Source organism: Bifidobacterium choloepi, assembly GCF_010667615.1.
Taxonomy (GTDB): domain Bacteria; phylum Actinomycetota; class Actinomycetes; order Actinomycetales; family Bifidobacteriaceae; genus Bifidobacterium; species Bifidobacterium choloepi.
The window spans coordinates 772,602-792,833 of record NZ_VYSG01000001.1 but is presented as its reverse complement, the minus strand read 5'-3'; the positions used below and the strand labels follow the sequence as shown (position 1 = coordinate 792,833).

The 20,232-nt window shown below is 64.2% G+C and carries 21 protein-coding genes, 1 tRNA gene and 2 pseudogenes; 19 read left to right on the top strand and 5 right to left on the bottom strand.

Annotated elements, in window-relative coordinates; all coding sequences use genetic code 11:
* Window position 1 precedes the first annotated feature (1 nt).
* The 13 genes and pseudogenes from rplR to F6S87_RS03170 all read left to right on the top strand — a co-directional run bounded on the left by rplR (window position 2) and on the right by F6S87_RS03170 (window position 9,254).
* On the top strand, window positions 2-373 hold the full coding sequence (gene rplR / locus F6S87_RS03230; protein WP_163227187.1) for a 50S ribosomal protein L18: 372 nt from the start codon (window positions 2-4) through the stop codon (window positions 371-373).
* Window positions 370-1,092, top strand: a complete 723-nt coding sequence (rpsE, locus tag F6S87_RS03225; protein WP_163227186.1) for a 30S ribosomal protein S5 — start codon at window positions 370-372, stop codon at window positions 1,090-1,092. The genes rplR and rpsE overlap by 4 nt, the downstream gene beginning before the upstream one ends.
* 3 nt (window positions 1,093-1,095) lie before the next feature.
* Window positions 1,096-1,278: a 50S ribosomal protein L30 gene (gene rpmD, locus F6S87_RS03220; protein WP_163227185.1), complete on the top strand. Its 183-nt coding sequence runs from the start codon at window positions 1,096-1,098 to the stop codon at window positions 1,276-1,278.
* A gap of 2 nt (window positions 1,279-1,280) precedes the next feature.
* Complete coding sequence (gene rplO, locus F6S87_RS03215) at window positions 1,281-1,742, top strand: 50S ribosomal protein L15 (protein ID WP_163227184.1); 462 nt, start codon at window positions 1,281-1,283, stop codon at window positions 1,740-1,742.
* A 512-nt stretch (window positions 1,743-2,254) separates the two neighbouring features.
* Window positions 2,255-3,586: pseudogene (gene secY, locus F6S87_RS03210) on the top strand (preprotein translocase subunit SecY); the annotation flags it as partial.
* A gap of 660 nt (window positions 3,587-4,246) precedes the next feature.
* Window positions 4,247-4,825 carry an adenylate kinase gene (locus F6S87_RS03205; RefSeq protein WP_163227183.1) on the top strand — a complete coding sequence of 193 codons (579 nt, stop codon included), beginning with the start codon at window positions 4,247-4,249 and terminating at the stop codon, window positions 4,823-4,825.
* A gap of 216 nt (window positions 4,826-5,041) precedes the next feature.
* Window positions 5,042-5,260, top strand: a complete 219-nt coding sequence (infA, locus tag F6S87_RS03200) for a translation initiation factor IF-1 (protein WP_006295254.1) — start codon at window positions 5,042-5,044, stop codon at window positions 5,258-5,260.
* A 38-nt stretch (window positions 5,261-5,298) separates the two neighbouring features.
* Window positions 5,299-5,412: a 50S ribosomal protein L36 gene (rpmJ, locus tag F6S87_RS03195; RefSeq protein ID WP_003814578.1), complete on the top strand. Its 114-nt coding sequence runs from the start codon at window positions 5,299-5,301 to the stop codon at window positions 5,410-5,412.
* A 192-nt stretch (window positions 5,413-5,604) separates the two neighbouring features.
* A complete protein-coding gene (gene rpsM, locus F6S87_RS03190) occupies window positions 5,605-5,982 on the top strand; it encodes a 30S ribosomal protein S13 (RefSeq protein ID WP_163227182.1) in 378 nt (125 codons plus the stop codon).
* A gap of 98 nt (window positions 5,983-6,080) precedes the next feature.
* Window positions 6,081-6,479, top strand: a complete 399-nt coding sequence (gene rpsK, locus F6S87_RS03185) for a 30S ribosomal protein S11 (protein ID WP_163227181.1) — start codon at window positions 6,081-6,083, stop codon at window positions 6,477-6,479.
* A gap of 86 nt (window positions 6,480-6,565) precedes the next feature.
* Window positions 6,566-7,564, top strand: a complete 999-nt coding sequence (locus F6S87_RS03180; RefSeq protein ID WP_163227180.1) for a DNA-directed RNA polymerase subunit alpha — start codon at window positions 6,566-6,568, stop codon at window positions 7,562-7,564.
* 202 nt (window positions 7,565-7,766) lie between these two features.
* Window positions 7,767-8,246, top strand: coding sequence for a 50S ribosomal protein L17 (rplQ, locus tag F6S87_RS03175; protein ID WP_163227179.1), 480 nt, complete (start codon window positions 7,767-7,769; stop codon window positions 8,244-8,246).
* 84 nt (window positions 8,247-8,330) lie between these two features.
* Entirely contained in the window at window positions 8,331-9,254 is a 924-nt protein-coding gene (locus tag F6S87_RS03170) for a tRNA pseudouridine synthase A (RefSeq protein WP_163227564.1), read from the top strand.
* Between the two features lie 18 nt (window positions 9,255-9,272).
* Here the strand turns inward: F6S87_RS03170 and F6S87_RS03165 are convergent, their stop codons facing one another.
* The 3 genes from F6S87_RS03165 to F6S87_RS03155 all read right to left on the bottom strand — a co-directional run bounded on the left by F6S87_RS03165 (window position 9,273) and on the right by F6S87_RS03155 (window position 10,517).
* On the bottom strand, window positions 9,273-9,446 hold the full coding sequence (locus F6S87_RS03165) for a hypothetical protein (RefSeq protein ID WP_163227178.1): 174 nt from the start codon (window positions 9,444-9,446) through the stop codon (window positions 9,273-9,275).
* Window positions 9,447-9,512: 66 nt separating this feature from the next.
* Window positions 9,513-9,860, bottom strand: coding sequence for a hypothetical protein (locus tag F6S87_RS03160; RefSeq protein WP_163227177.1), 348 nt, complete (start codon window positions 9,858-9,860; stop codon window positions 9,513-9,515).
* Window positions 9,861-10,181: 321 nt separating this feature from the next.
* Window positions 10,182-10,517: a beta/alpha barrel domain-containing protein gene (locus tag F6S87_RS03155; protein ID WP_163227176.1), complete on the bottom strand. Its 336-nt coding sequence runs from the start codon at window positions 10,515-10,517 to the stop codon at window positions 10,182-10,184.
* Window positions 10,518-10,958: 441 nt separating this feature from the next.
* On the opposite strand from F6S87_RS03155, the gene F6S87_RS03150 reads away from it, so the two are divergent.
* Window positions 10,959-11,258: a hypothetical protein gene (locus F6S87_RS03150; RefSeq protein WP_163227175.1), complete on the top strand. Its 300-nt coding sequence runs from the start codon at window positions 10,959-10,961 to the stop codon at window positions 11,256-11,258.
* Between the two features lie 57 nt (window positions 11,259-11,315).
* Window positions 11,316-11,756 (top strand): hypothetical protein, encoded by a 441-nt coding sequence (locus F6S87_RS03145; protein ID WP_163227174.1) that lies wholly within the window; start codon window positions 11,316-11,318, stop codon window positions 11,754-11,756.
* Window positions 11,757-11,853: 97 nt separating this feature from the next.
* On the opposite strand, the gene F6S87_RS03140 is transcribed toward F6S87_RS03145, so the two are convergent.
* Together F6S87_RS03140 and F6S87_RS03135 are read right to left on the bottom strand one after the other, a co-directional pair.
* Window positions 11,854-11,939: transfer RNA gene (locus tag F6S87_RS03140), tRNA-Ser, on the bottom strand.
* Window positions 11,940-12,424: 485 nt separating this feature from the next.
* Complete coding sequence (locus tag F6S87_RS03135) at window positions 12,425-13,504, bottom strand: hypothetical protein (protein WP_163227173.1); 1,080 nt, start codon at window positions 13,502-13,504, stop codon at window positions 12,425-12,427.
* Window positions 13,505-13,677: 173 nt separating this feature from the next.
* Here F6S87_RS03135 and nusA point away from each other — a divergent pair, with 173 nt between their 5' ends.
* From nusA to F6S87_RS03115, 4 genes and pseudogenes are all read left to right on the top strand, one after another.
* The gene (nusA, locus tag F6S87_RS03130; protein ID WP_163227172.1) at window positions 13,678-14,739 is read left to right on the top strand and encodes a transcription termination factor NusA; all 1,062 of its coding nucleotides are present in this window, start codon (window positions 13,678-13,680) and stop codon (window positions 14,737-14,739) included.
* Window positions 14,740-15,114: 375 nt separating this feature from the next.
* A complete protein-coding gene (gene infB, locus F6S87_RS03125; RefSeq protein ID WP_163227171.1) occupies window positions 15,115-17,985 on the top strand; it encodes a translation initiation factor IF-2 in 2,871 nt (956 codons plus the stop codon).
* Window positions 17,986-18,107: 122 nt separating this feature from the next.
* Window positions 18,108-18,572, top strand: a pseudogene (gene rbfA, locus F6S87_RS08690) (30S ribosome-binding factor RbfA); the annotation flags it as partial.
* Window positions 18,573-18,931: 359 nt separating this feature from the next.
* Complete coding sequence (locus F6S87_RS03115; protein WP_163227169.1) at window positions 18,932-20,209, top strand: tRNA pseudouridine synthase B; 1,278 nt, start codon at window positions 18,932-18,934, stop codon at window positions 20,207-20,209.
* The last annotated feature ends 23 nt before the right edge of the window (window positions 20,210-20,232 follow it).

The following is a 20,232-nucleotide window of genomic DNA, read 5'->3' as shown; positions in this document are numbered from 1 at the left end:
TATGAGCGTCAAGATTCTCGGTAAAGGCAAGAAGGTCGCGCTGAAGCGTCGCCACGCTCGTATCCGCAAGCGCATCTCGGGCACCCCGGAGCTCCCGCGTCTGGTGGTCACCCGTTCCAACCGCCACATGGTCGCCCAGATCGTGGATGACACCAAGGGCATCACCCTGGTCTCCGAGTCCACGCTGATGAACGACTTCAAGGGCTTCGAGGGCACCAAGACGGAAGCCGCGCACAAGGTCGGCGAAATGATCGCCAAGAAGGCCCTGGATGCCGGCATCACCGCCGTCGTCTTCGACCGTGGCGGCAACAAGTACCATGGCCGCGTCGCAGCTGTTGCCGACGGCGCCCGCGAGGGAGGTCTGGCACTGTGAGCGACAACGAAAAGGAAACCCAAGTGGCTGAAGAAACTGAGAACACTCAGGCAACCGCTGAGTCCAACAACGATGAGCGCAAGTCCCGTCGTGGCCAGCGTGGCGAAGGCCGTCGCGGTGAGCGTCGCAACCGTCGCGAAGAGAAGGGCGGCGACGAGCTGCTCGACCGCGTGGTGACGATCAACCGCGTGTCCAAGACCCATAAGGGTGGCCGTACGTTCAGCTTCGCCGCCCTCGTGGTGGTCGGCGACGGCAACGGCACCGTGGGTGTCGGCTACGGCAAGTCCCGCGAGGTCCCGGCCGCTATCGCCAAGGGCCAGCTCGACGCCAAGAAGCACATGTTCACCGTTCCGCGCATCCGTGGCACCGTCACCCACCCGGTGACCGGTCACGATCACGCCGGCACCGTGCTGCTCCGCCCGGCCGCCCCGGGTACCGGTGTTATCGCCGGTTCCGCGGTCCGCGCCGTCATGGAGTGCGCCGGCATCACCGACGTCCTGACCAAGTCGATGGGCTCCACCACCGCGGTCAACGTCGTGCGTGCCACCGTCGACGCCCTCAAGCAGCTCGAATCCCCGGAGGAGATCGCTGCCCGTCGTGACCTCAGCCTGCAGGAAGTCACCCCCGACGCCCTGCTCCGCGCCCGCGCCGAAGGCATTGCCGACGCCGCCAAGGCTCGCGAAGAGGCTGCCGCCAAGGCCGCTAAGGATGGTGAGTGATAGATGGCAAAGCTCAAGATTACGCTCGTGCACGGCGTTTGCGGCGCAAACCCGAAGCAGCGCGCGACCGTCCAGTCCCTCGCCCTTCGCAAGATCGGCCAGAGCACTGTGCGTGAAGATACCAAGGCTGTCCGCGGCATGATCGATGTCGTGCGTCACCTGGTTACCGTCGAGGAGGTCGACTGATCATGGCAAACGAAGAAGAGACCACGATCCTGCAGATGCATGACCTCAAGCCGGCTCCGGGCGCCAAGAAGGCGAAGACCCGCGTCGGCCGTGGCGAAGGCTCCAAGGGCAAGACCTCGGGCCGTGGCGACAAGGGCACCAAGAAGCGCTACCAGGTCCGTCCTGGCTTCGAGGGTGGCCAGCTGCCGCTGTACATGCGCCTGCCGAAGCTGCGTGGCTTCAAGGCCCCGTTCAAGAAGGAATACCAGGTCGTGAACATCTCCGCTCTCGTGGAGCTGTTCCCGCAGGGTGGCGACATCACCGTCGCCGACCTGGTCGCCAAGGGCGCCGTCCGCGCCAACGAGCCCGTCAAGGTGCTCGGCGACGGCGAGACCTCGGTCGCCTTCAACATCAAGGGCGTCAAGGCTTCCGCTTCCGCGAAGTCCAAGATCGAGGCCGCCGGCGGCTCCATCTCCGAGGACTGAGCGATCCGGGCCCGACGGCCCGGTCCGTTCCCGGACATGACCTCCGGCACGCCTGATCGTGCCTGACAGGGAGGGTGTTCCAGCATCGACTGGAACACCCTCCCTCTTTTTTGTTCATGTCATCGAAGTGCCATGGAAGCGCCACGGAAGTGCCACGGCAGAGGGTCCCCGGGGAAAAGAGGGAAGAAGGAAGAGACGAGAGCAGAGGGAAGACCGAGATACGGAGGAATCGTTCCCAACATGACCTCGTTTGCAATATTCGCGGCGAAGGTGTGTAATCTAGGGAGCGTGAAATTAGCCGGACCCGGGAAAACCGAACAATGCAAAGGTTGTCATCGGCGACGGCAAGCGGCACTGTTCTCGACCCCCGGGCCGATGTCGCCGAGTTGTGGCGAATTATCCAAGAAGTCGGCGGGCCGTCTGACAAACGTAGGGACGGTACGTTAAACTCGACCGCTAGAGTGTGTTATTCGTGTGCATTGCCGCACAGCTACGACTGGAGGGAACACAAGGTGAGGACACTAATCCAGGCCTTTCGCACCAAGGAGCTGAGAAACAAGATTCTCTTCGTCCTTGGCATGGTGATCATCTACCGCATTGGATCGTTCATCCCGACGCCAGGTGTCGACGAGACCGTCGTGCATGACTGTGTGGCAAACACGACCAACAATGCCGAGAACTTCATCGGCCTCGTGAATCTCTTCTCCGGCGGCGCCATGCTGCAGCTGTCGATCTTTGCACTGGGCGTCATGCCGTACATCACGGCGTCGATCGTCGTCCAGTTGCTGCGTGTCGTCATCCCGCGCTTCGAGGCCCTGCACAAGGAGGGCCAGTCCGGCGAGGCCAAGCTGACGCAGTACACGCGTTACCTGACCATCGGCCTCGCGCTGCTGCAGTCCACGACGATCATCGTCACCGCCCGCTCCGGCGCGCTGTTCAACTACCAGTGCTCCCAGGTCATCCCGGACGGCTCCGTCTGGAACCTCATCGTCATGGTCCTCGTCATGACCGGCGGCACCGGCCTGATCATGTGGATGGCCGAGCTCATCACCGACAAGGGCATCGGCCAGGGCATGTCCATCCTCATCTTCCTGTCCATCTGCTCCGGCTTCCTGCCGCAGCTGTGGGAGATCGGCTGGGGCACCAACGGCACCGACGGCGACTGGACGTCGTTCGGCATCGTCACCGGCGTGCTCGTCGTCATCATGATCTTCGTCGTCTACGTCGAGCTCGCGCAGCGCCGCATCCCGGTGCAGTACACGCGTCGCATGATCGGCCGCAAGATGTACGGCGGCTCCTCCACCTACCTGCCGCTCAAGGTCAACATGTCGGGCGTCATCCCGCCGATCTTCGCTTCCTCGATCCTCGCCATCCCGACGCTGATCGCCCAGTTCGGCAACAGCGACCAGTCGTGGGTCACCTGGATCAACAACAACCTCGGCAACACGACGTCGGTGTGGTACATCGTGCTCTATGCGCTGATGATCGTCTTCTTCTGCTTCTTCTACACCGAGATCACGTTCAATCCGGACGAGACGGCGGACAACATGAAGCAGTACGGCGGCTTCATTCCGGGCATCCGCGCCGGCAAGTCGACGTCGCGCTACCTCAAGTACGTCATCAACCGCCTGAACACGGTCGGCGCCGTCTACCTGCTGTTCGTCGCGCTGCTGCCGACGGTCCTGATCATGGCGCTGAGCCTGAACACGCAGCTGCCGTTCGGCGGCACGACGATCCTGATCATCGCCGGCGTCGGCCTGGACACGCTGCGCCAGGCGAAGGCCCAGACCGAGCAGTTCCAGTACGCCGGCTTCCTGTTCGAGAACACCGACCACGTCGAGGGCGGCGACCTGCACGCCTCCAAGTCGGAGAAGGCCGAGCGCAAGGCGCTGAAGGCCGAGCGCAAGGCGCTCAAGAAGGCCGAGAAGTCCGGCGAGAAGGCGGCTGAGAAGGTTGTCAAGGCCGACGAGAAGGCCGAAAACAAGGCCGAGAAGACCGAGGATCGCGACATCGAGAAGGCCGAGGCCGACGAGGTCAAGGCCGAGGTCAAGTCGGACGAGGCCACCGAACACTCGATCGCCGAGGCCGAGAAGCTCGAGGAGCGGGCCGCGAAGGACGAATCGTCCAAGTAGTCTCCTCCGCACGCTCGAAGGGCGGGGCGAACGTTCCAGCAGGAGCGTTCGCCCCGCCCTTTTGCGTGCGGTCGGTGGGACGGTTGGCGGAGATTCCTGTTTTTCGCACGCAAATAGGGCAGTTTGCGTGCGGTCGGAGGGATGTGCGGGGAAGTTTCCCGCTATTCACACGTAAACAGGCTGGGTTGCGTGCGGTCGGTGGGGCGGTTGGCGGGAGTTCCCACAATTCGCATGCCGGGAGGCTGGCTTGAGTGCGGTTGGCGGGGTGGTCGGCCAGGGGTCCCACGATTCGCACGATTCCTCCGACGTTCCAGCGGCCGGAGTAAATTGGGGAAGGTTTGAAATGACTGTTTCCCGACGAAAGGAACCACGATGCGACTGCTGATCATGGGCCCGCAGGGCGTTGGCAAGGGCACGCAGGCTGCGCTGCTCGCCACCCACTACGACATTCCGGCGATCTCGACCGGCGACATCTTCCGCTACAACATCAAGAACAAGACCGAGCTCGGCCTCAAGGCGCTGTCCTACACCGACAAGGGCGAGCTGGTGCCCGACGAGCTGACGAACACGATCGTCAAGGATCGCCTGGCCATGGATGACACGAAGAACGGCTGGATCCTCGACGGCTACCCGCGCAACGCCTCCCAGGTCGAGGCACTCGACCAGATGCTCGAGGAGCTCGGCACGCCGCTCGACGCCGTCGTCGCCCTCGAGGCGTCCCGCGACATCCTGCTCGAGCGCATGAAGAAGCGCGCCGAGGAGCAGGGCCGCTCCGACGACACGCCGGAAGTCATCGCCAAGCGCCTGGAGACCTACGAGAAGGAAACCGCCCCGCTGCTCGACATCTATCGCGACCGCGGCCTGCTGATCTCGGTCAACGGCGTCGGCGAGATCGACGCGATCTCCAACGAGATCATCGCCAAGCTCGACGCGACGGTCAAGGCTAGCTGAGTCCGCTGCTTCATGCGCTAAGGCGCTCCACAGCTTCGCTGCTCCGCTGACTCCCACTGAAAACGCTTCGCGTTTTCGACTCCCCCTAAAGAGGGAGCGGGATAAGGAACGACACGCCCCCTTCCTGTTTGGGAGGGGGTTGTGTATTATTGCAGGTTGGTGTGTCTTCTGGGCGCACCATAGGTAAATCGATCAACTTCAACGGAATCGAGAAACATGGCAAAAGACGGTGTGATTGAAGTCGAAGGCCAGGTAGTGGAAGCACTGCCGAACGCGATGTTCCGCGTTCAGCTGGAGAACAAGCATATCGTTCTCGCCACTATCTCCGGCAAGATGCGGAAGAACTACATCCGCATCCTCCCGCAGGATCGCGTGGTGCTCGAGATGAGCCCGTACGACCTGAACCGTGGTCGAATTACGTACCGTTACAAGTAAAGGTACAAGTAAGGTACAAAACCAAGCAAAGGAAAACCATGAAGGTTAGCCCAAGTGTGAAGCGAATCTGCGAAAACTGCCGCGTGATTCGTCGCCACGGCCGCGTCATGGTGATCTGCACCAACCCGCGCCACAAGCAGCGCCAGGGCTGAGAGCCAGATCCTAGCGGCATAGAGACAAGGCACTAAGCCACAGTTTTCCGGCAAGAATCGTTCTAATTTCCAAAATTGAAATGATTCCTCCGCCGAGAGGCTGAACCCCGGGAACGCAGGCCCGGGCCGGTCACCGTCAGGTGTGCCGGGAGGCTCGGTGCAAGACCTGCGTGAAAACAGAAGGAATTCGCAATGGCACGTCTTGCCGGAGTCGACATCCCCAATGACAAGCGCATCGAGATCGCCCTCACCTACATCTTCGGTGTCGGCCGCACCCGCGCTAAGGAAACCCTTGAAGCGACCGGTATCAGCCCGGACATCCGCGTCAAGGATCTTACCGACGAGCAGCTGATCACGCTGCGTGACTACCTCGAGGCCAACTACAAGATCGAGGGCGATCTGCGTCGTGAAGTCGACGCGGATATCCGTCGCAAGATTCAGATCAACTGCTACCAGGGCCAGCGTCACCGTAGGGGACTTCCTGTTCGTGGTCAGCGCACCAAGACCAACGCCCGCACCCGCAAGGGCCCGAAGCGCACGGTCGCCGGAAAGAAGAAGGCCACCAAGTAATTCTGGTGTCCTAGGGGTTCCGGGCCACGGGTTCTAGACTGCCCATCGTCCGGACCGCACACACAACAAGAAGTTCGTTACAAGGAAACGAGGGTCAATTGGCAGCTCAAAAGCAGGCCGCGCGCAAGACCCGTCGCCGCGATCGCAAGTCGATCCCGGTTGGTCAGGCGCACATCAAGTCTACGTTCAACAACACTATTATCTCGATCACCGATCCGTCCGGCGCAGTTGTCTCCTGGGCGTCCGGTGGCGATGTCGGTTTCAAGGGCTCCCGCAAGTCCACGCCGTACGCCGCTGGCATGGCGGCCGAGTCCGCGGCCCGCAAGGCCATGGAGCACGGCGTCAAGAAGGTCGACGTCTTCGTGAAGGGCCCGGGTTCCGGTCGCGAGACCGCCATCCGTTCCCTGCAGTCCGCCGGTCTCGAGGTCGGTTCCATCACCGACGTCACCCCGGTCGCATTCAACGGCGTTCGTCCTCCGAAGCGTCGCCGCGTCTGAGCACTACTCCACGAGACAATATCCATCCAGAGCCGCTTGTAGCCGGTGAGTGCACCACCGGCTAAGAAGCTGAAAGGATAACCACAGTGCTTATCGCACAGCGTCCGACACTTACCGAGGAATCAATCACCTCTCAGCGCTCGCGTTTCGTCATCGAGCCGCTCGAGCCTGGATTCGGCTACACGCTTGGTAATTCGCTTCGTCGCACCCTGCTGAGCTCGATTCCGGGCGCAGCGGTGACTTCGGTGCGGATCGCCGGCGCCCTGCACGAGTTCACCACTCTGCCGGGTGTCGAGGAAGACGTTACCGAAATCCTGCTGAACATCAAGGGCATCGTGCTCACCAGCGAATACGATGAGCCGGTTGTCATGTATCTGCGCAAGAGCGGCCAGGGCGAGGCCACCGCCGGGGACATCACCCCGCCGGCCGGCGTCACCATTGCCAATCCGGAGATGCACATCGCCACGCTCGCCGAGGATGGCGAACTCGAGATCGAGTTCACCGTCGAACGCGGCCGCGGCTACGTGCCCGCCCAGATGAACAAGCAGGATGGCGATGAGATCGGCCGCATCCCGGTCGATTCCATCTACTCTCCAGTGCTCAAGGTGAGCTACAAGGTCGAGGCCACCCGCGTGGAACAGCGCACCGACTTCGACCGTCTCATCCTGGATGTCGAGACCAAGCCCGCCATCTCCCCGCGTGACGCCGTCGCGTCCGCAGGCTCCACGCTCGTCGAGCTCTTCGGCCTGTGCCGCGAGCTCAACACGGCCGCCGAAGGCGTCGAGGTCGGTCCGGCCCCGGTCGTCGAGGAGTCCAACCCGGAGCTGGCCATCCCGATCGAGGATCTCAACCTCACGCAGCGCAGCTACAACTGCCTCAAGCGCGAGGGCATCCACACGGTCGGCGAGCTGATCTCGCACAACGAGCAGGACCTGCTCGACATCCGCAATTTCGGCATGAAGTCCATCGACGAAGTCAAGGAGAAGCTGCAGGCTCTCGGCCTGTCGCTGAAGGCCTCGCCGCTCGGCTTCGATGCCGCCGGCCTCGACGGCAGCACCACCTTCTTCTCGCCTGACGACGAGTGAGGGGCTGCCTCGCCGCACGGTAGGGCTATCGGCGGACGAATCGTCCAGTAATGGCTCCTTCTACCTACTGGACGATTCTTCCGCCAACTGAGCCGCCTGCGGCTGGCCAACCATTCAAAACCAGAGTGTTCCGAACGCCGGCCGGATGTTCGGGCATCCGGCCCACCTGGCCGGCGACGGAACATATCCCAAGGAGAAACCAATGCCTACACCGAAGAAGGGCCCGCGTCTGGCCTCGAGCCCGGCGCACGAGCGCCTGATGCTCGCCAACATGGCGACCAGCCTGTTCAAGCACGGCCGCATCGTCACCACGCTGCCGAAGGCGAAGCGTCTTCGTCCGCTCGCCGAGCGCCTGATCACGTTCGCGAAGCGCGGCGACCTGCACTCGCGCCGTCGCGTGATGCGCGTCATCCGTGACAAGTCCGTCGTCCACAAGCTGTTCACCGAGATCGCCGAGCAGATGGAGCAGCGCGAGGGCGGCTACACCCGCATCGTCAAGATCGCTCCGCGCAAGGGCGATTCGGCTGCCCAGGCCATCATCGAGCTCGTCACCGAGCCGGTGTCCGCCAAGCAGGCCGTCGTGAAGGAAGCCGAAGCCGCGACGAAGGTCGCCGCCAAGGAAGAGGCTCCGGCCGAGGCCGAAGCCGCTCCGGCTGCCGAGGAAGCCGCCACCGAGGAGTGAGCTTCTCGCCGGCGTTCCCGAACGTCGAATGAATTGGGGAGGATCCGTCAGGGTCCTCCCCAATTTCGTATATTCTTGACCATTGTGATACGACTGCGCATTGATCTTGGGTATGACGGGACGCGATTCTTCGGGTGGGCGAGGCAACCGGAGCTGCGGACCGTGCAGGGCGTGCTCGAGGACGCCCTGGCGAAGGTGCTGCGGTGGGGGACGCTCGGGGACGGCAAGCCGCTGCGTCTGACCGTCGCGGGACGCACGGATACCGGCGTGCACGCGAGCCATCAGGTCTGCCACGTCGACGTGACGGAAGAATCGTTCGGGCATGTCGTCGGGCACATGGACTGCACGCCGGCCGAGGCGCTGACGCGACGGTTGCGGCGGATCGTGCCGGCGGATGTTTCCATTCACGGCGTGTCCGTCGCGCCGGCCGGCTTCGACGCGCGATTCTCGGCGCTCGAGCGGACGTATGTCTACCGCGTCGCCGACGACATCGCCGGCCGCGATCCGCGCACCGCCGGCTTCGTCCTCGACCTGACCGGCTACTCGCTCGACGTCTCCGCGATGAATGACTGCGCGGCGATGACGATCGGCCTGCACGACTTCGGCAGCTTCGCGACGCCGAATCCCGGCGGCACGACGATTCGCGACGTCAAGACCGCCTACTGGGCGCGCGTGCCGGCCGCACAGCCGCTCGTGCCCGACGAGCTGCGTCGGGACGAACGTTACGTCACGCCGCTCGTCGAGTCGGGGCTGCTGTGCTTCACGATCGTCGCCGACGCATTCGCCCGCAACATGGTCAGGTCGCTCGTCAACGGCTGCGTGGCCGTCGGCATCGGCAAGAAAACCGTCGACTGGTTCGCCGCCAAGATGGCGACGCCGCTGCGCGAAGGTTCCACCGGTCCGATCGCGCCGCAGGGCCTGACGCTTGAGCACATCGCCTACCCGGCGACGTCCGGGGAAATGGCGACGCGGGCCGAGGCGATCCGCGCCGTGAGGACGCTGGAATAGGGGAGGGCGACGGCGCCGTCATCGTCCCGCTGTCCTCCCGTGACCAGCATGGTAGCTGTCGGAATCCTTTGTGCGATTGACGGTGTTCCCAGCCGATTCCTTCTTGTAGCTCCTGTAGAGCGTGACCAGTACGACGATGATCGCCACAAGTGCCACGACATTCAGGAGAACCACGACGAAAATAATGTCCATGTCGACTCCTTCCGGGTTGGGATGGGTACGGGGAGGGGCGGAATTAATTCACGATTCAGTAACGACTCAGAGTAAGGCGAGCACCGTCAGCACCGCTGTCAGGACCACAATGACTATGACCTGGAACGCGGCTCCGTGCTTTTTCGGCCAGCGCCGACGGGATGTCGTGCCGTCGTCCGCGGTGTCCTGAACCATGAAGAGGCCGATTTCAAAGAGCAGGAAACACACCAGGAAGCCAAAGGCATTGGCGATCATGGTCCCGACCGATCCGTGCCATCCCCAGTGAACCACCGAGGAAATGAGGTTCGGCACTGTCAGCATGAGTGCGAGCAGGATGGCCGAGGTCTGGATGCTCAGCGACCCCGGTATGCGACGTCGATTCTCCCTGAACGCGGTCTTGATGTAGTCCCACATGGGATCTTCTCCCAGTCCTCTACTACTACGTTGAAAAACACCGGAGCATGCCGCCATGGAATGCTCCGGCTTACTGTCATCATAAAATCGGCGGCCATGGAGACGGAACATTCTTCTCCGAGCGCCCGTCTTCGTGGCCGGTTTCAGATCGTGTCGCGACTCCATGTCTGGATTCGCGGGCATGACTTGCCGGGATAATCGTGCGCCGTGTGCATGCGGTGTCCGCGGATTCATCGTGGCGGCCAAGAAATAACCAGGGAATGCGGAGAGAACCATATTCGATCGTCGTCCGGAAGAGTGGAAGGAAAACGACGATGGTCTCTATGAGGCAAAGACATCCAAGGCTATCAAGACATTCAGGACACAGTTGACCACGACCACGAGAATGCAGGTGTAACCCAGAGTGAGGAGTGTTTTCCTTTCCGATGGATTGTGATGCACCCAATATGCCATCAGCTCGCCGGCGACGAACAGCAGGACGGCGATCAGCACGAACAGGGCCAGGCGGAGCGGCGTGACTCCATGGCCGACAAACAGGCCACCGCCGACAAACGACATGCAGGCCATGGTGGCTAGAAGCGCAAACCAGTGGTAATTAAACCCCGACTGTTGGGGATGGTGGGCGTTGAAGTGGATCACGGAACGCAAGAACTTCATCGGTCCTCCTTTCGCTCGATGATCGGCTGCCGGCGGGGCAGACGGGGCAGGCGCCTGCCGGCGAGGCGTTGTCGTCCCGGACCGGCCGATATCTTGATGGTAGGGCGACGTTCGGCACGGCCAGAAGGCGGAATGACCGTAGGCGCAGGGAAGGAACAATCCGACGGCGATCCGGGAAATTGTGTTTGGACGCGGGAACGTTTTACCGAATGGGATGCAGGAATCGTCAATAACTCCGGAGCTAAGGCCAGGCACCGACGAGCCTCGGGACGCTCCGGCGACGTCCGAAACTTTTCATGACCGGCCCCATACGGTCATGTTGAACACAAACGGACATGACTTGCCGGGATAGTCGTGTGCCATGTGCATGCGGATTTATCGTGGGCGACGACGGATGCGGCGCAGACCGCGAGCCGTTTTCATGGGGGAGAGGGGCCGACGATGGCGACGACGAGGAAATGGCAAATCGGCAAGGAATGGAACATGCGCGGGCTGGGCGTCATCTGCCCAATCCAGCTCGTCATGGGCGTCATCGACGTCATCACGCTGCTGATCCGACATCAAACTGACCCCGTTGCCTACATCCTTGCGGCGACCCTCATGGGTCTTGGCACGTTCGGCACCGTCCTCGCCCTCTTCACTGACAAGGACAATCGCCTGTCGCCCTACGGATTCGTCCTGTCCATCGTCCTGGGCCTTCTCGTCATGGCCTGCTTCAGCGCGTGTTTCCTGCTGGCGTGATCCGCAGACCCGACCACCCAATTCCGATACTCCTCAAGACGTACTGAAAGTGGAAGCATGTCAAGTCGTACGGCAAAGCTATGGCTGCAACTGTTGATTGCCTGCATGTGCACGGTATTGGCGGTGATGGGTTGCTCCGACATGGACCAGGCATTCATCGCCGAGTGGCCGATGCCCATGTGGATTCGCGTGCTGGTATTCGTGTCCATCGCGATCGCCGCGATTCTGGCGGCCATCGCTTTAGGCCTCATTGTCGAGATCATGTACCGTCTGATACCGCGACGTGCTCCGGTCGTCAATGTCCTGCGTCATCTGCGCAATACGCTGGGCGTGGCGCTGGCATACGAATGCGTGGCCGTGGCGACTTTCGTCATCGGTACCGGACTGGCCAACTTTGCGTTCATCCTCCTGATCGTGTTCTCGGTCGGCCTTCTGGCCGCGGCATTCGGATTTGTCACGACATGCCTGAGGACGGAGAGAGCCGGCTCTCTTGCCTGAGCGCTGAGGATTCGCGGATGCTCCAAGAGACAGCGTTGCCGGCTTAGTTGCCGTGAAAAACAAAAAAGGTTTCCGGCGAACCGGAAACCTTTGGTTGCGGATGAGCAGAGATTCGAACTCTGGGAGGGGGTTGCCCTCACACGATTTCGAGTCGTGCTCCTTCGACCGCTCGGACACTCATCCTTGCTGTTTCTTCCTCGCGGAAGCAACTCATTTATTCTTACACAGATTCTTGGTTTGTCAAACGGTAGGCAGCTGCTGGCGTGTCGCCTTCTGTTTCAGGAGTACTGGCTGTCCGCCGCTTCCAGAACATCATGGGAACTGGAAGGAAAGTACCGTCTGACAGTTCCCGGACGGCACCTTTCTTCCAGTCCCGTACTCGAACTGGAAGAAAGATGCCGATTCAAGAGGCGTGACGGTGACATTCCTTCCAGTGGCCGGGGCAAGCTGGAAGCAGGGTCATATTTTGACGGGTCTGGAGTGACGTTCTCTTCCAGTTTCCGGGCGGAGATGGAAGGAAAGTCACGATTCGAGGGCTTGAAACGTGACCTGGCTTCCAGTGGTGGTGCCGAATTGGAAAAAGGGTGTCGTGCCGGCGACTGGCGACATGACTTTGCTTCCAGCTTGCCGGCGTAACTGGAAGCAGGGGGTGGCGTCAGGGGGTGGCGTCAGCTGAAGAGGAAGTGGTCCATGCTCGGGTAGCCGAGGGTGAAGGCCGTGTAGGCGTGGGTGGCGATCAGCATGGAGAGCTGCAGCAGGTCGGCGCGCAGTTCTGAGGCGCCGGACGAATCGGAACTCGCAGAATCGGAACTCGCGGAATCAGAACTCGCCGAGTCGGAACTCGCGGAATCGGAACTCGCCGAGTCGGAGGAGCCGCTGGAGGTGCTCGCGCTCGCGCTAGAGGAGGCGCTCGCCGTCACGTCGGCCTCGTCGTTGGCGGAGAGTTTCGAGGCGTCGTAGGCGTTGTCGGACATGGCCTCGAGTTCGGCGCGGGCGGCGTTGATCTCGGCGACGGCGACAGTGTTCGCGTCGATGCCGGTGGCCGGGTCGGCGATCAGGTAGGGCGAGGCGGTCAGGTCACCGGTCGCGTAGACCTTGCGGCGCAAGTCGGTGGCGCCGGAGCCGGCGATCATCATCATCTGCGACGCGCATTCCTTGTGGTTGTCGGAAATCGCGACAAGCTTCGTCGCCGTGTTGGCGGCCAGCGCCTTGACGGCGGCGTTGCCGCTCGTCGGGGCCTTGGAGGCGTAGATGCCGCCGAGCACCTCGGTCTCGAAGCCGGCACGGTCCTCCGCCAGCGCCATCGACGACAGCGCGTCGGCCGTGATCGCCATCGAGTCGATGTCGTCGAGCGAGTTGACGGTCAGCGGCTGGTAGGACTGCCCGAGCTGCGCCGCCATCGAGCGTGCTGAGTACTGCGCCTGCGCCGAGCGCAGCGTCCCCTCGGTGAATCGCTGCGAGCACTGGATGGCGACGTCGAGCCAGTCGTGCTGCGCCTGCAGCGCCGCCAGGTACCGCATCGACAGGATCGTCGTGCCGTCGGTGCCGTCCATCGTCGCCGTGTGGTCGGTCGCCGCGTAGTAGGCGAGCTCGCACGGCGACGACGACTGCTCGGACTCGGCGAGGCCGGCGACACGGACCTCCGAACAGGCCGCCGTCGCGACGAGCAGCACGGCGGCCAGCAGCGCCGCGGTGGCGCGTCGGAGCGTCGAAAGCGGCCGGAAAACGGGGGAATCGGGTGTCTGCATGAAACATTAGAATAGTGACCAACTGTGACCTCTGGAGAGGAAGAAGGCAAAATTCTTCCGGACTTTCCAGAAAAACGGGAGCATCGTCCAGCAGCATGGAAATATTTGGCACGATTCTTCCGCACGAAAACTGAACGAATAATCGAAGACATAACTGAATTTGAGGAGGTCTCATGGAACTGGACCTGAACGGCATTCATCAGCTGGCCGGCGAGCAGGGCATCGATCAGGAGACGGTGGACGCGGCGCTGTCCGAGGCGCTGCGCCTGGCGTACCTGAAGACGCCGCACGCCGCGAAGCACGCCCGCGTGGAGCTTGATCCGCGCGCCGGCACGTTCACCGTCTGGGCGCAGGACGAGATCGAACAGGAACCGACCGAGGACGATCCGCACCCGGCGCCGAAGCTCGGCGAGCCGTACGATGACACGCCGAAGGACTTCGGCCGGCTGGCCGCCGCGACGGCCCGCCAGGTCATCACGCAGCTGTTCCGCAAGGCCGAGGACGACAAGATCTTCGGCGCGTTCTCGGGCCAGAAGGGCAAGCTCATCACCGGCGTCGTCCAGCAGGACGCCAAGGACACCGCGAACGTGCACGTCGCCGTCGGCGACGTCGAGGCCATCCTGCCGCGCCGCGAGCAGGTGCCGGGCGAGCGCTACCGCCACGGCGAACGCATTCGCGTCTACGTCGTCAACGTGGCCCGCGGCCTCAAGGGCCCGGAGATCATCGTCTCGCGTTCGCATCCGGAGCTGGTGCGCCGCCTGTTCGAGCGCGAGGTCCCGGAGCTTGTCTCCGGCGCCGTCTCGATCATGGCGATCGCCCGCGAGGCGGGTGCCCGCACGAAGATCGCCGTGCGCGCCAACACCGACGGCGTCAACCCGAAGGGCGCGCTGATCGGCCCCGGCGGCTCGCGCGTACGCGCCGTCATGGAGAACCTCGGCAACGAGAAGATCGACATCGTCGACTGGTCGGCCGACCCGGCAAAGTTTGTCGCCGCTGCGCTGTCGCCGGCGTCGGCCGCCGGCGTGCAGGTCATCAGCGAGAAGAACAAGACGGCCATCGCCTACATCCACGACGACCAGCTGTCGCTCGCCATCGGCAAGGAGGGCCAGAACGCCCGACTCGCCGCCAAGCTGACCGGCTGGAAGATCGGCATCGAGTCGGAGGAGGCACGCGAGCGCAAGGCCTCGCAGGTGCGCGCCGAAGCCGGCGAAACGGACGCCGAAGCCGGCGAGTGAGCGGGAGTGAACGATTCTTCCGGATACTGGCGGGTGTGGGGCCGATAGTGATCCGGGCCTGACCGGGCGCACGAATCGTTCAACCTGTCGCCGGACGGAGGGGTGACGACGATCCCCTCGAACATGTCACCATCCCGCGCCCGGGCGCGGGATGGTGACATGTTCGAGGGGGTGTGTTTATCCGCTGTGGAAAATACCCGGTCGCGAGTATGCTTGCACACGGATCGGGTGTGGGGATGACTCATGCCCGCAGGCCACCAACAGGACGAGGTATGACGATCATGGTTACACGATGAGACGGAACAGGCTCGCCGTGAGAAAATAGCAGCTGTGCAGGTTCGTATATGCGCGGCTGGGGAATAGGAGATAATAGGAGTGCCTAAAGCACGCGTATATGAACTCGCCAAGGAACTTGGCGTAGACAGCAAGACCGTCCTTGAGAAGCTCAAGGACATGGGTGAATTCGTCAAGTCGGCTTCATCCACGGTGGAGGCGCCTGTGGTCCGCAGGCTGAAGGAAGCCTTCCCGAACAGCAATTCTTCTTCCAACGCCGGTGCCGCGAAGGGCTCCGGCGCTTCGTCGACGTCCGCGCCGAAGCCGGGCGCCGCGTTTGTCGGCGCGAAGCCGGGCGCCCACCGCACGTCGGCCAAGCCGGGCCAGCCGGGTCCCAAGCCGGGCCAGCACGCCGCCGGCGCGAAGCCGGGCGCGTCACAGTCGCATTCGGGTGCGCCGAAGCCGGGCGCCGGTGCCAAGCCGGGCCAGCACATGCAGCACCGCAACGACGAGCGCAACGAGCGTAATGGTCGCAACGGCCGCAATGGCGCGCCGCGTCCGGGCCAGAACGGCGGACGCAACGGTGCCCAGGGCGCCAATGCGCCGCGCAACGGCCGTGGCGGCCAGGGCGGTGCCCGTCCGGGCGCCCCGACGCCGGGACCGCGCACGCCGCGTCCGGGCCAGAACGGCGCTGCCGGCACGTCCACGCCGCGTCCGGGCAACAACCCGTTCAGCCGCAAGCAGGGCATGCACACGCCGACGCCGAGCGACATTCCGCGTCCGCATCCGATGGCGCGTCCGACCGTCAACAACAGCCGTGGTGGCCGTCCGGGCCAGGGCGGCAACCGTGGCGGGTTCCGTGGTGGCCGTCCGGGCCAGGGCGCTCCGAAGCCGGGGCAGTGGGGCCACAACCGTCCGGGCCAGTCGGCCGGTTCCGGCAACGGCGGCCGCGGCGGCAACCGCTTCGGCGGCAACGGCGGCGGCTACCAGAACAACGGTCCGAGCAACGGTCCGTCCCGCGGCGGCGGCCGCGGTCGCGGCGGTGCCGCGGGCGCGTTCGGCCGTCAGGGTGGCAAGTCGTCGAAGGCCCGCAAGAACCGTCTGGCGAAGCGTCACGAATACGAAGAGCTGAAAGCACCGGTCATCGGCGGCGTCCGCATCCCGACCGGCCATGGCCAGACCGTGAAGCTGCGCCAGGGCGCCTCGCTCGCCGACCTGGCCGAGAAGATCAACGTCAACCCGGCCGCGCTCGTCACCGTGCTGTTCCATCTCGGCGAGATGGCCACGGCCACGCAGTCGCTCGACGAGTCGACGTTCCAGATCCTCGGCGAGGAAATCGGCTGGAACATCAAGATCGTCTCCGCCGAAGAGGAAGACAAGGAGCTGCTCCAGCAGTTCGACATCAACCTCGAGGAGGAAGAGCTGCAGGACGACGAGGATCTCAAGCCCCGTCCGCCGGTTGTCACCGTCATGGGCCACGTCGACCACGGCAAGACGCGCCTGCTGGACACGATCCGCCGCACCAACGTCATCGAGGGCGAGGCCGGCGGCATCACGCAGCGCATCGGCGCCTACCAGGTCACCGTCGAGCTCGACGGCGAGAAGCGCAAGATCACGTTCCTCGACACCCCGGGCCACGAGGCCTTCACGGCCATGCGTGCCCGCGGCGCCGAACTGACCGACGTCGCGATCCTCGTCGTGGCCGCCGACGACGGCGTCATGCCGCAGACCGTCGAGGCCATCAACCACGCGCAGTCCGCGAACGTGCCGATCGTCGTCGCCGTCAACAAGATCGACGTCGCCGGCGCCAACCCGGAGAAGGTCCGCGGCCAGCTCACCGAGTTCGGCCTGGTGCCGGAGGAGTACGGCGGCAACACGATGTTCGTCGACATCTCCGCCAAGCAGGGCACGAACATCGACAAGCTGCTCGAAGCCGTGCTGCTCACGGCCGACGCCGACCTCGACCTGCGCGCCAACCCCGACATGGACGCCCGCGGCGCCACGATCGAGGCGCGCCTGGACAAGGGCCGCGGCGCCGTCGCGTCCGTCCTCGTCCAGCAGGGCACGCTGCACATCGGCGACTCGATCGTCGCCGGCACGTCGTACGGCCGCGTCCGCGCCATGCTCGACGAGAACGGCAAGAACATGACGTCCGCCACGCCGTCGACGCCGGTCCAGGTCCTCGGCCTGACCTCGGTGCCGACCGCCGGCGACCTGTTCCTCGTCGCCCCGGACGACCGCACCGCCCGCCAGATCGCCGAGAAGCGCCAGGCATCCGAGCGCGCCGCGCAGCTCGCGAAGCGCCGCAAGGTCGTCTCGCTCGAGAGCCTCAAGGAGCAGTTCGCGAAGTCGGAAGTCGACATGCTCAACATCGTCATCAAGGGCGACTCGTCCGGTTCGGTCGAGGCCCTGGAAGACTCGCTGATGAAGATCGAGGTCTCCGACGAGGTCGGCATCCAGGTCATCCACCGCGGCGTCGGCGCGATCACGCAGAACGACGTCAATCTGGCGACCGTCGACAAGGCCGTCATCATCGGCTTCAACGTCCGTCCGAACCGCCAGGTCGCCGACCTCGCCGAGCGCGAGGGCGTGGAGATCAAGTACTACTCGGTCATCTACAAGGCGATCGAGGACATCGAGGCGTCGCTCAAGGGCATGCTCAAGCCGGAGTACGAAGAGGTCACGACCTCGCACTCCGAGATCCGCGAGATCTTCCGTTCGTCCAAGTTCGGCAACATCGCCGGCGTCATGGTCCTGGACGGCGAGGTCAAGCGCGGCACGAAGGCCCGCATCCTGCGCAACGGCGTCACGACGGTCAACGACCTCGAGATCACGTCGCTGCGCCGCTTCAAGGACGACGTCACGTCGGTGTCCGAAGGCTACGAGGCCGGTATCAACCTCGGCAAGTTCAACGACATCGAGATCGGCGACGTCATCGAGACGTTCGAGATGCAGGAGATCGAGCGCAAGTAAGCGCATCGTCATCCGGTAGTGAACAGGCCAGCTTCTCCCGGGAAGCTGGCCTGTTCACGTTGGCGGCGCGAATCGTTCTTATTTATATACTGGTGTACTAGCGAAAACGAAAGGAAACTCCGATGGCCGGAAACAACCCCAGGGCGGCGCGTATTGCGGCGCTCATTCAGCGCGTCATCGCGTCGAACATGGAAAGCACGCTGCATGACAAGCGGCTCGCGAACGTGACGATCACCGACGTGCGCGTGACGAACGACCTGCAGCTCGCCAAGGTCTACTGGACGGTCCTCGGCCACAGCGGCCACGAGGAAGGCGAGAAGAAGCGCGCCGAGCAGGCGCTCAACCAGGCGAAGGGCCGCCTGCGCTCGCTCGTCGGCCGCAAGGCCGGCCTGCGCCTGACGCCGGATCTCAAGTTCGTCTTCGACGAGGTGCCGGGCGAGGCGCACGAGATCGAGGACATCCTCGTGACGGCGCGCCGTCGCGACGAGGAACTGCGGAAGATGCGCGAGACGGCGACGTACGCCGGCGACGCCGATCCGTACCGTCACGACGATGAAGACGACGAGGGCGACGTCGACGACGTCGACGGCCGTTCCGTCGGCCGCAAGGCCGCCGCCGACAGCCTCACGCACGTGCACGGCGGCGACTTCTCGACGGCCGATCCCGACTACGAGAAGGTCGGGCGCGGCTCCGACGCCGATGTCATGGATCGTCCCGGCATCGACGTCGACGCTCCCGAATACGCCGAATACTCCGGCTCGCCGGCGTTCGGCGCGGCGGCCGACGGTCCGGAACCGGACGCCGACGTCGTCGAGGTCGAGGAGTTCGAGGACATCGACGACGCCGACAGCCCGGTCGCCAACGACAGCCCGAACACCCGCGCCGACGCGCCGGTCGACGACGCCTATTACCACCCGGAAGACACCGTCGACGAGGCCGAGGACTGATGGCGGAAGCGACAGCCACGGCGGCGGCCGGCTCGCCGGCGCGGCCGCCGCGTTCCGGCGTCCTCGTCGTCGACAAGCCGCGCGGCGTGACGAGCCACGACGTCGTCGCGGCCGTCCGCGCCGCCGTCGGCATGAAGAAAGTCGGCCACGCCGGCACACTCGACCCGATGGCGACCGGCGCGCTCGTCGTCGGCTTCGGCAACGCCACGCGCCTGCTCAACTACATCGTCGACCACGACAAGACCTACGTCGCGACGATCCGGTTCGGCATCGCGACGACGACCGACGACGCCGACGGCGAGACCGTCTCGAGATGGAACGATTCCCGCGCCGGCTCGGACGCCGGATTGCCGGACGATTCGCGCGACATGGCCCCGACCGCGGGATCGGCTGCCGCCACGTCGCCCTCGGCCGTGCCGCCTGCCGCCCTGCCGTCCATTGCCGAAATCCGCGCGATGATCGACGAACGGTTCACCGGGCCGATCCTGCAGGTGCCGAACACGTATTCGGCGATCAAGATCAACGGCCAGCGCGCCTACGACCTCGCGCGCGAGGGCCGCGACGTCGAACTGGCGCCGCGCGAGGTGACGATCGAGCAGTTCGACGTGCTTGGTTCACGTGAAACAATCGTTGACAATGCCACGGAGGAAGCCGATGAGGCGGAGGAAACCGGCGCCACGCCGGTCCTCGACGTCGACGTGCGCGTGCGCTGCTCGGCCGGCACGTACATCCGCGCGCTCGCCCGCGACCTCGGCGCCGCGTTCGGCGCCGGCGCCCACCTGACGATGCTGCGGCGCGAACGCGTCGGCGACTTCGCCGTCGACGACCCGAAGACGCTGGCCGCGCACGCCGAACCGAAGACGTTCACGAACCGGGCCGGCGAGACCGTCACGCGCAACCGCGCCATCCTCGACCTGCCCGGCCTCGGCCCCAACGGCCGGCCGGCCACCGGTCCCGACGGCGACGGGGCACGCGCCGCGCTCGCCGCCCATGTCCTGACGATGGCCGAGGCCGTCGCCCGGACGATGCCGATCGTGCCGATTACGGCCGACGAGGCGAACGAATTGCGTTTCGGCAGGTTCATTCCGGTCGCCGCCGACCTCGTGCCGGCGAACTTCCCCGACCGCGAGCCGAAGATGTTCGTCAACGGTCCGGCCGCCGCGGTCGTCGTCGACGACAACGGCCACGCGACGGCGGAATCGGACGTTGTCGCGATCGTCGAGCGGCGCAACCGCCGCCAGTGGAAACCCCTTGCGGTGTTTGCGGCCGGTGAGTAGGGTCGAAGCAGGTTTCGGACGGA

Coding starts and splice junctions, on each gene's coding strand:
- rplR (WP_163227187.1), top strand. CDS start 2: ATGAGCGTCAAGATTCTCGGTAAAGGCAAGAAGGTCGCGCTGAAGCGT.
- rpmD (WP_163227185.1), top strand. CDS start 1,096: ATGGCAAAGCTCAAGATTACGCTCGTGCACGGCGTTTGCGGCGCAAAC.
- rplO (WP_163227184.1), top strand. CDS start 1,281: ATGGCAAACGAAGAAGAGACCACGATCCTGCAGATGCATGACCTCAAG.
- F6S87_RS03205 (WP_163227183.1), top strand. CDS start 4,247: ATGCGACTGCTGATCATGGGCCCGCAGGGCGTTGGCAAGGGCACGCAG.
- infA (WP_006295254.1), top strand. CDS start 5,042: ATGGCAAAAGACGGTGTGATTGAAGTCGAAGGCCAGGTAGTGGAAGCA.
- rpmJ (WP_003814578.1), top strand. CDS start 5,299: ATGAAGGTTAGCCCAAGTGTGAAGCGAATCTGCGAAAACTGCCGCGTG.
- rpsM (WP_163227182.1), top strand. CDS start 5,605: ATGGCACGTCTTGCCGGAGTCGACATCCCCAATGACAAGCGCATCGAG.
- rplQ (WP_163227179.1), top strand. CDS start 7,767: ATGCCTACACCGAAGAAGGGCCCGCGTCTGGCCTCGAGCCCGGCGCAC.
- F6S87_RS03165 (WP_163227178.1), bottom strand. CDS start 9,446: ATGGACATTATTTTCGTCGTGGTTCTCCTGAATGTCGTGGCACTTGTG.
- F6S87_RS03160 (WP_163227177.1), bottom strand. CDS start 9,860: ATGTGGGACTACATCAAGACCGCGTTCAGGGAGAATCGACGTCGCATA.
- F6S87_RS03155 (WP_163227176.1), bottom strand. CDS start 10,517: ATGAAGTTCTTGCGTTCCGTGATCCACTTCAACGCCCACCATCCCCAA.
- F6S87_RS03150 (WP_163227175.1), top strand. CDS start 10,959: ATGGCGACGACGAGGAAATGGCAAATCGGCAAGGAATGGAACATGCGC.
- F6S87_RS03145 (WP_163227174.1), top strand. CDS start 11,316: ATGTCAAGTCGTACGGCAAAGCTATGGCTGCAACTGTTGATTGCCTGC.
- F6S87_RS03135 (WP_163227173.1), bottom strand. CDS start 13,504: ATGCAGACACCCGATTCCCCCGTTTTCCGGCCGCTTTCGACGCTCCGA.
- nusA (WP_163227172.1), top strand. CDS start 13,678: ATGGAACTGGACCTGAACGGCATTCATCAGCTGGCCGGCGAGCAGGGC.
- F6S87_RS03115 (WP_163227169.1), top strand. CDS start 18,932: ATGGCGGAAGCGACAGCCACGGCGGCGGCCGGCTCGCCGGCGCGGCCG.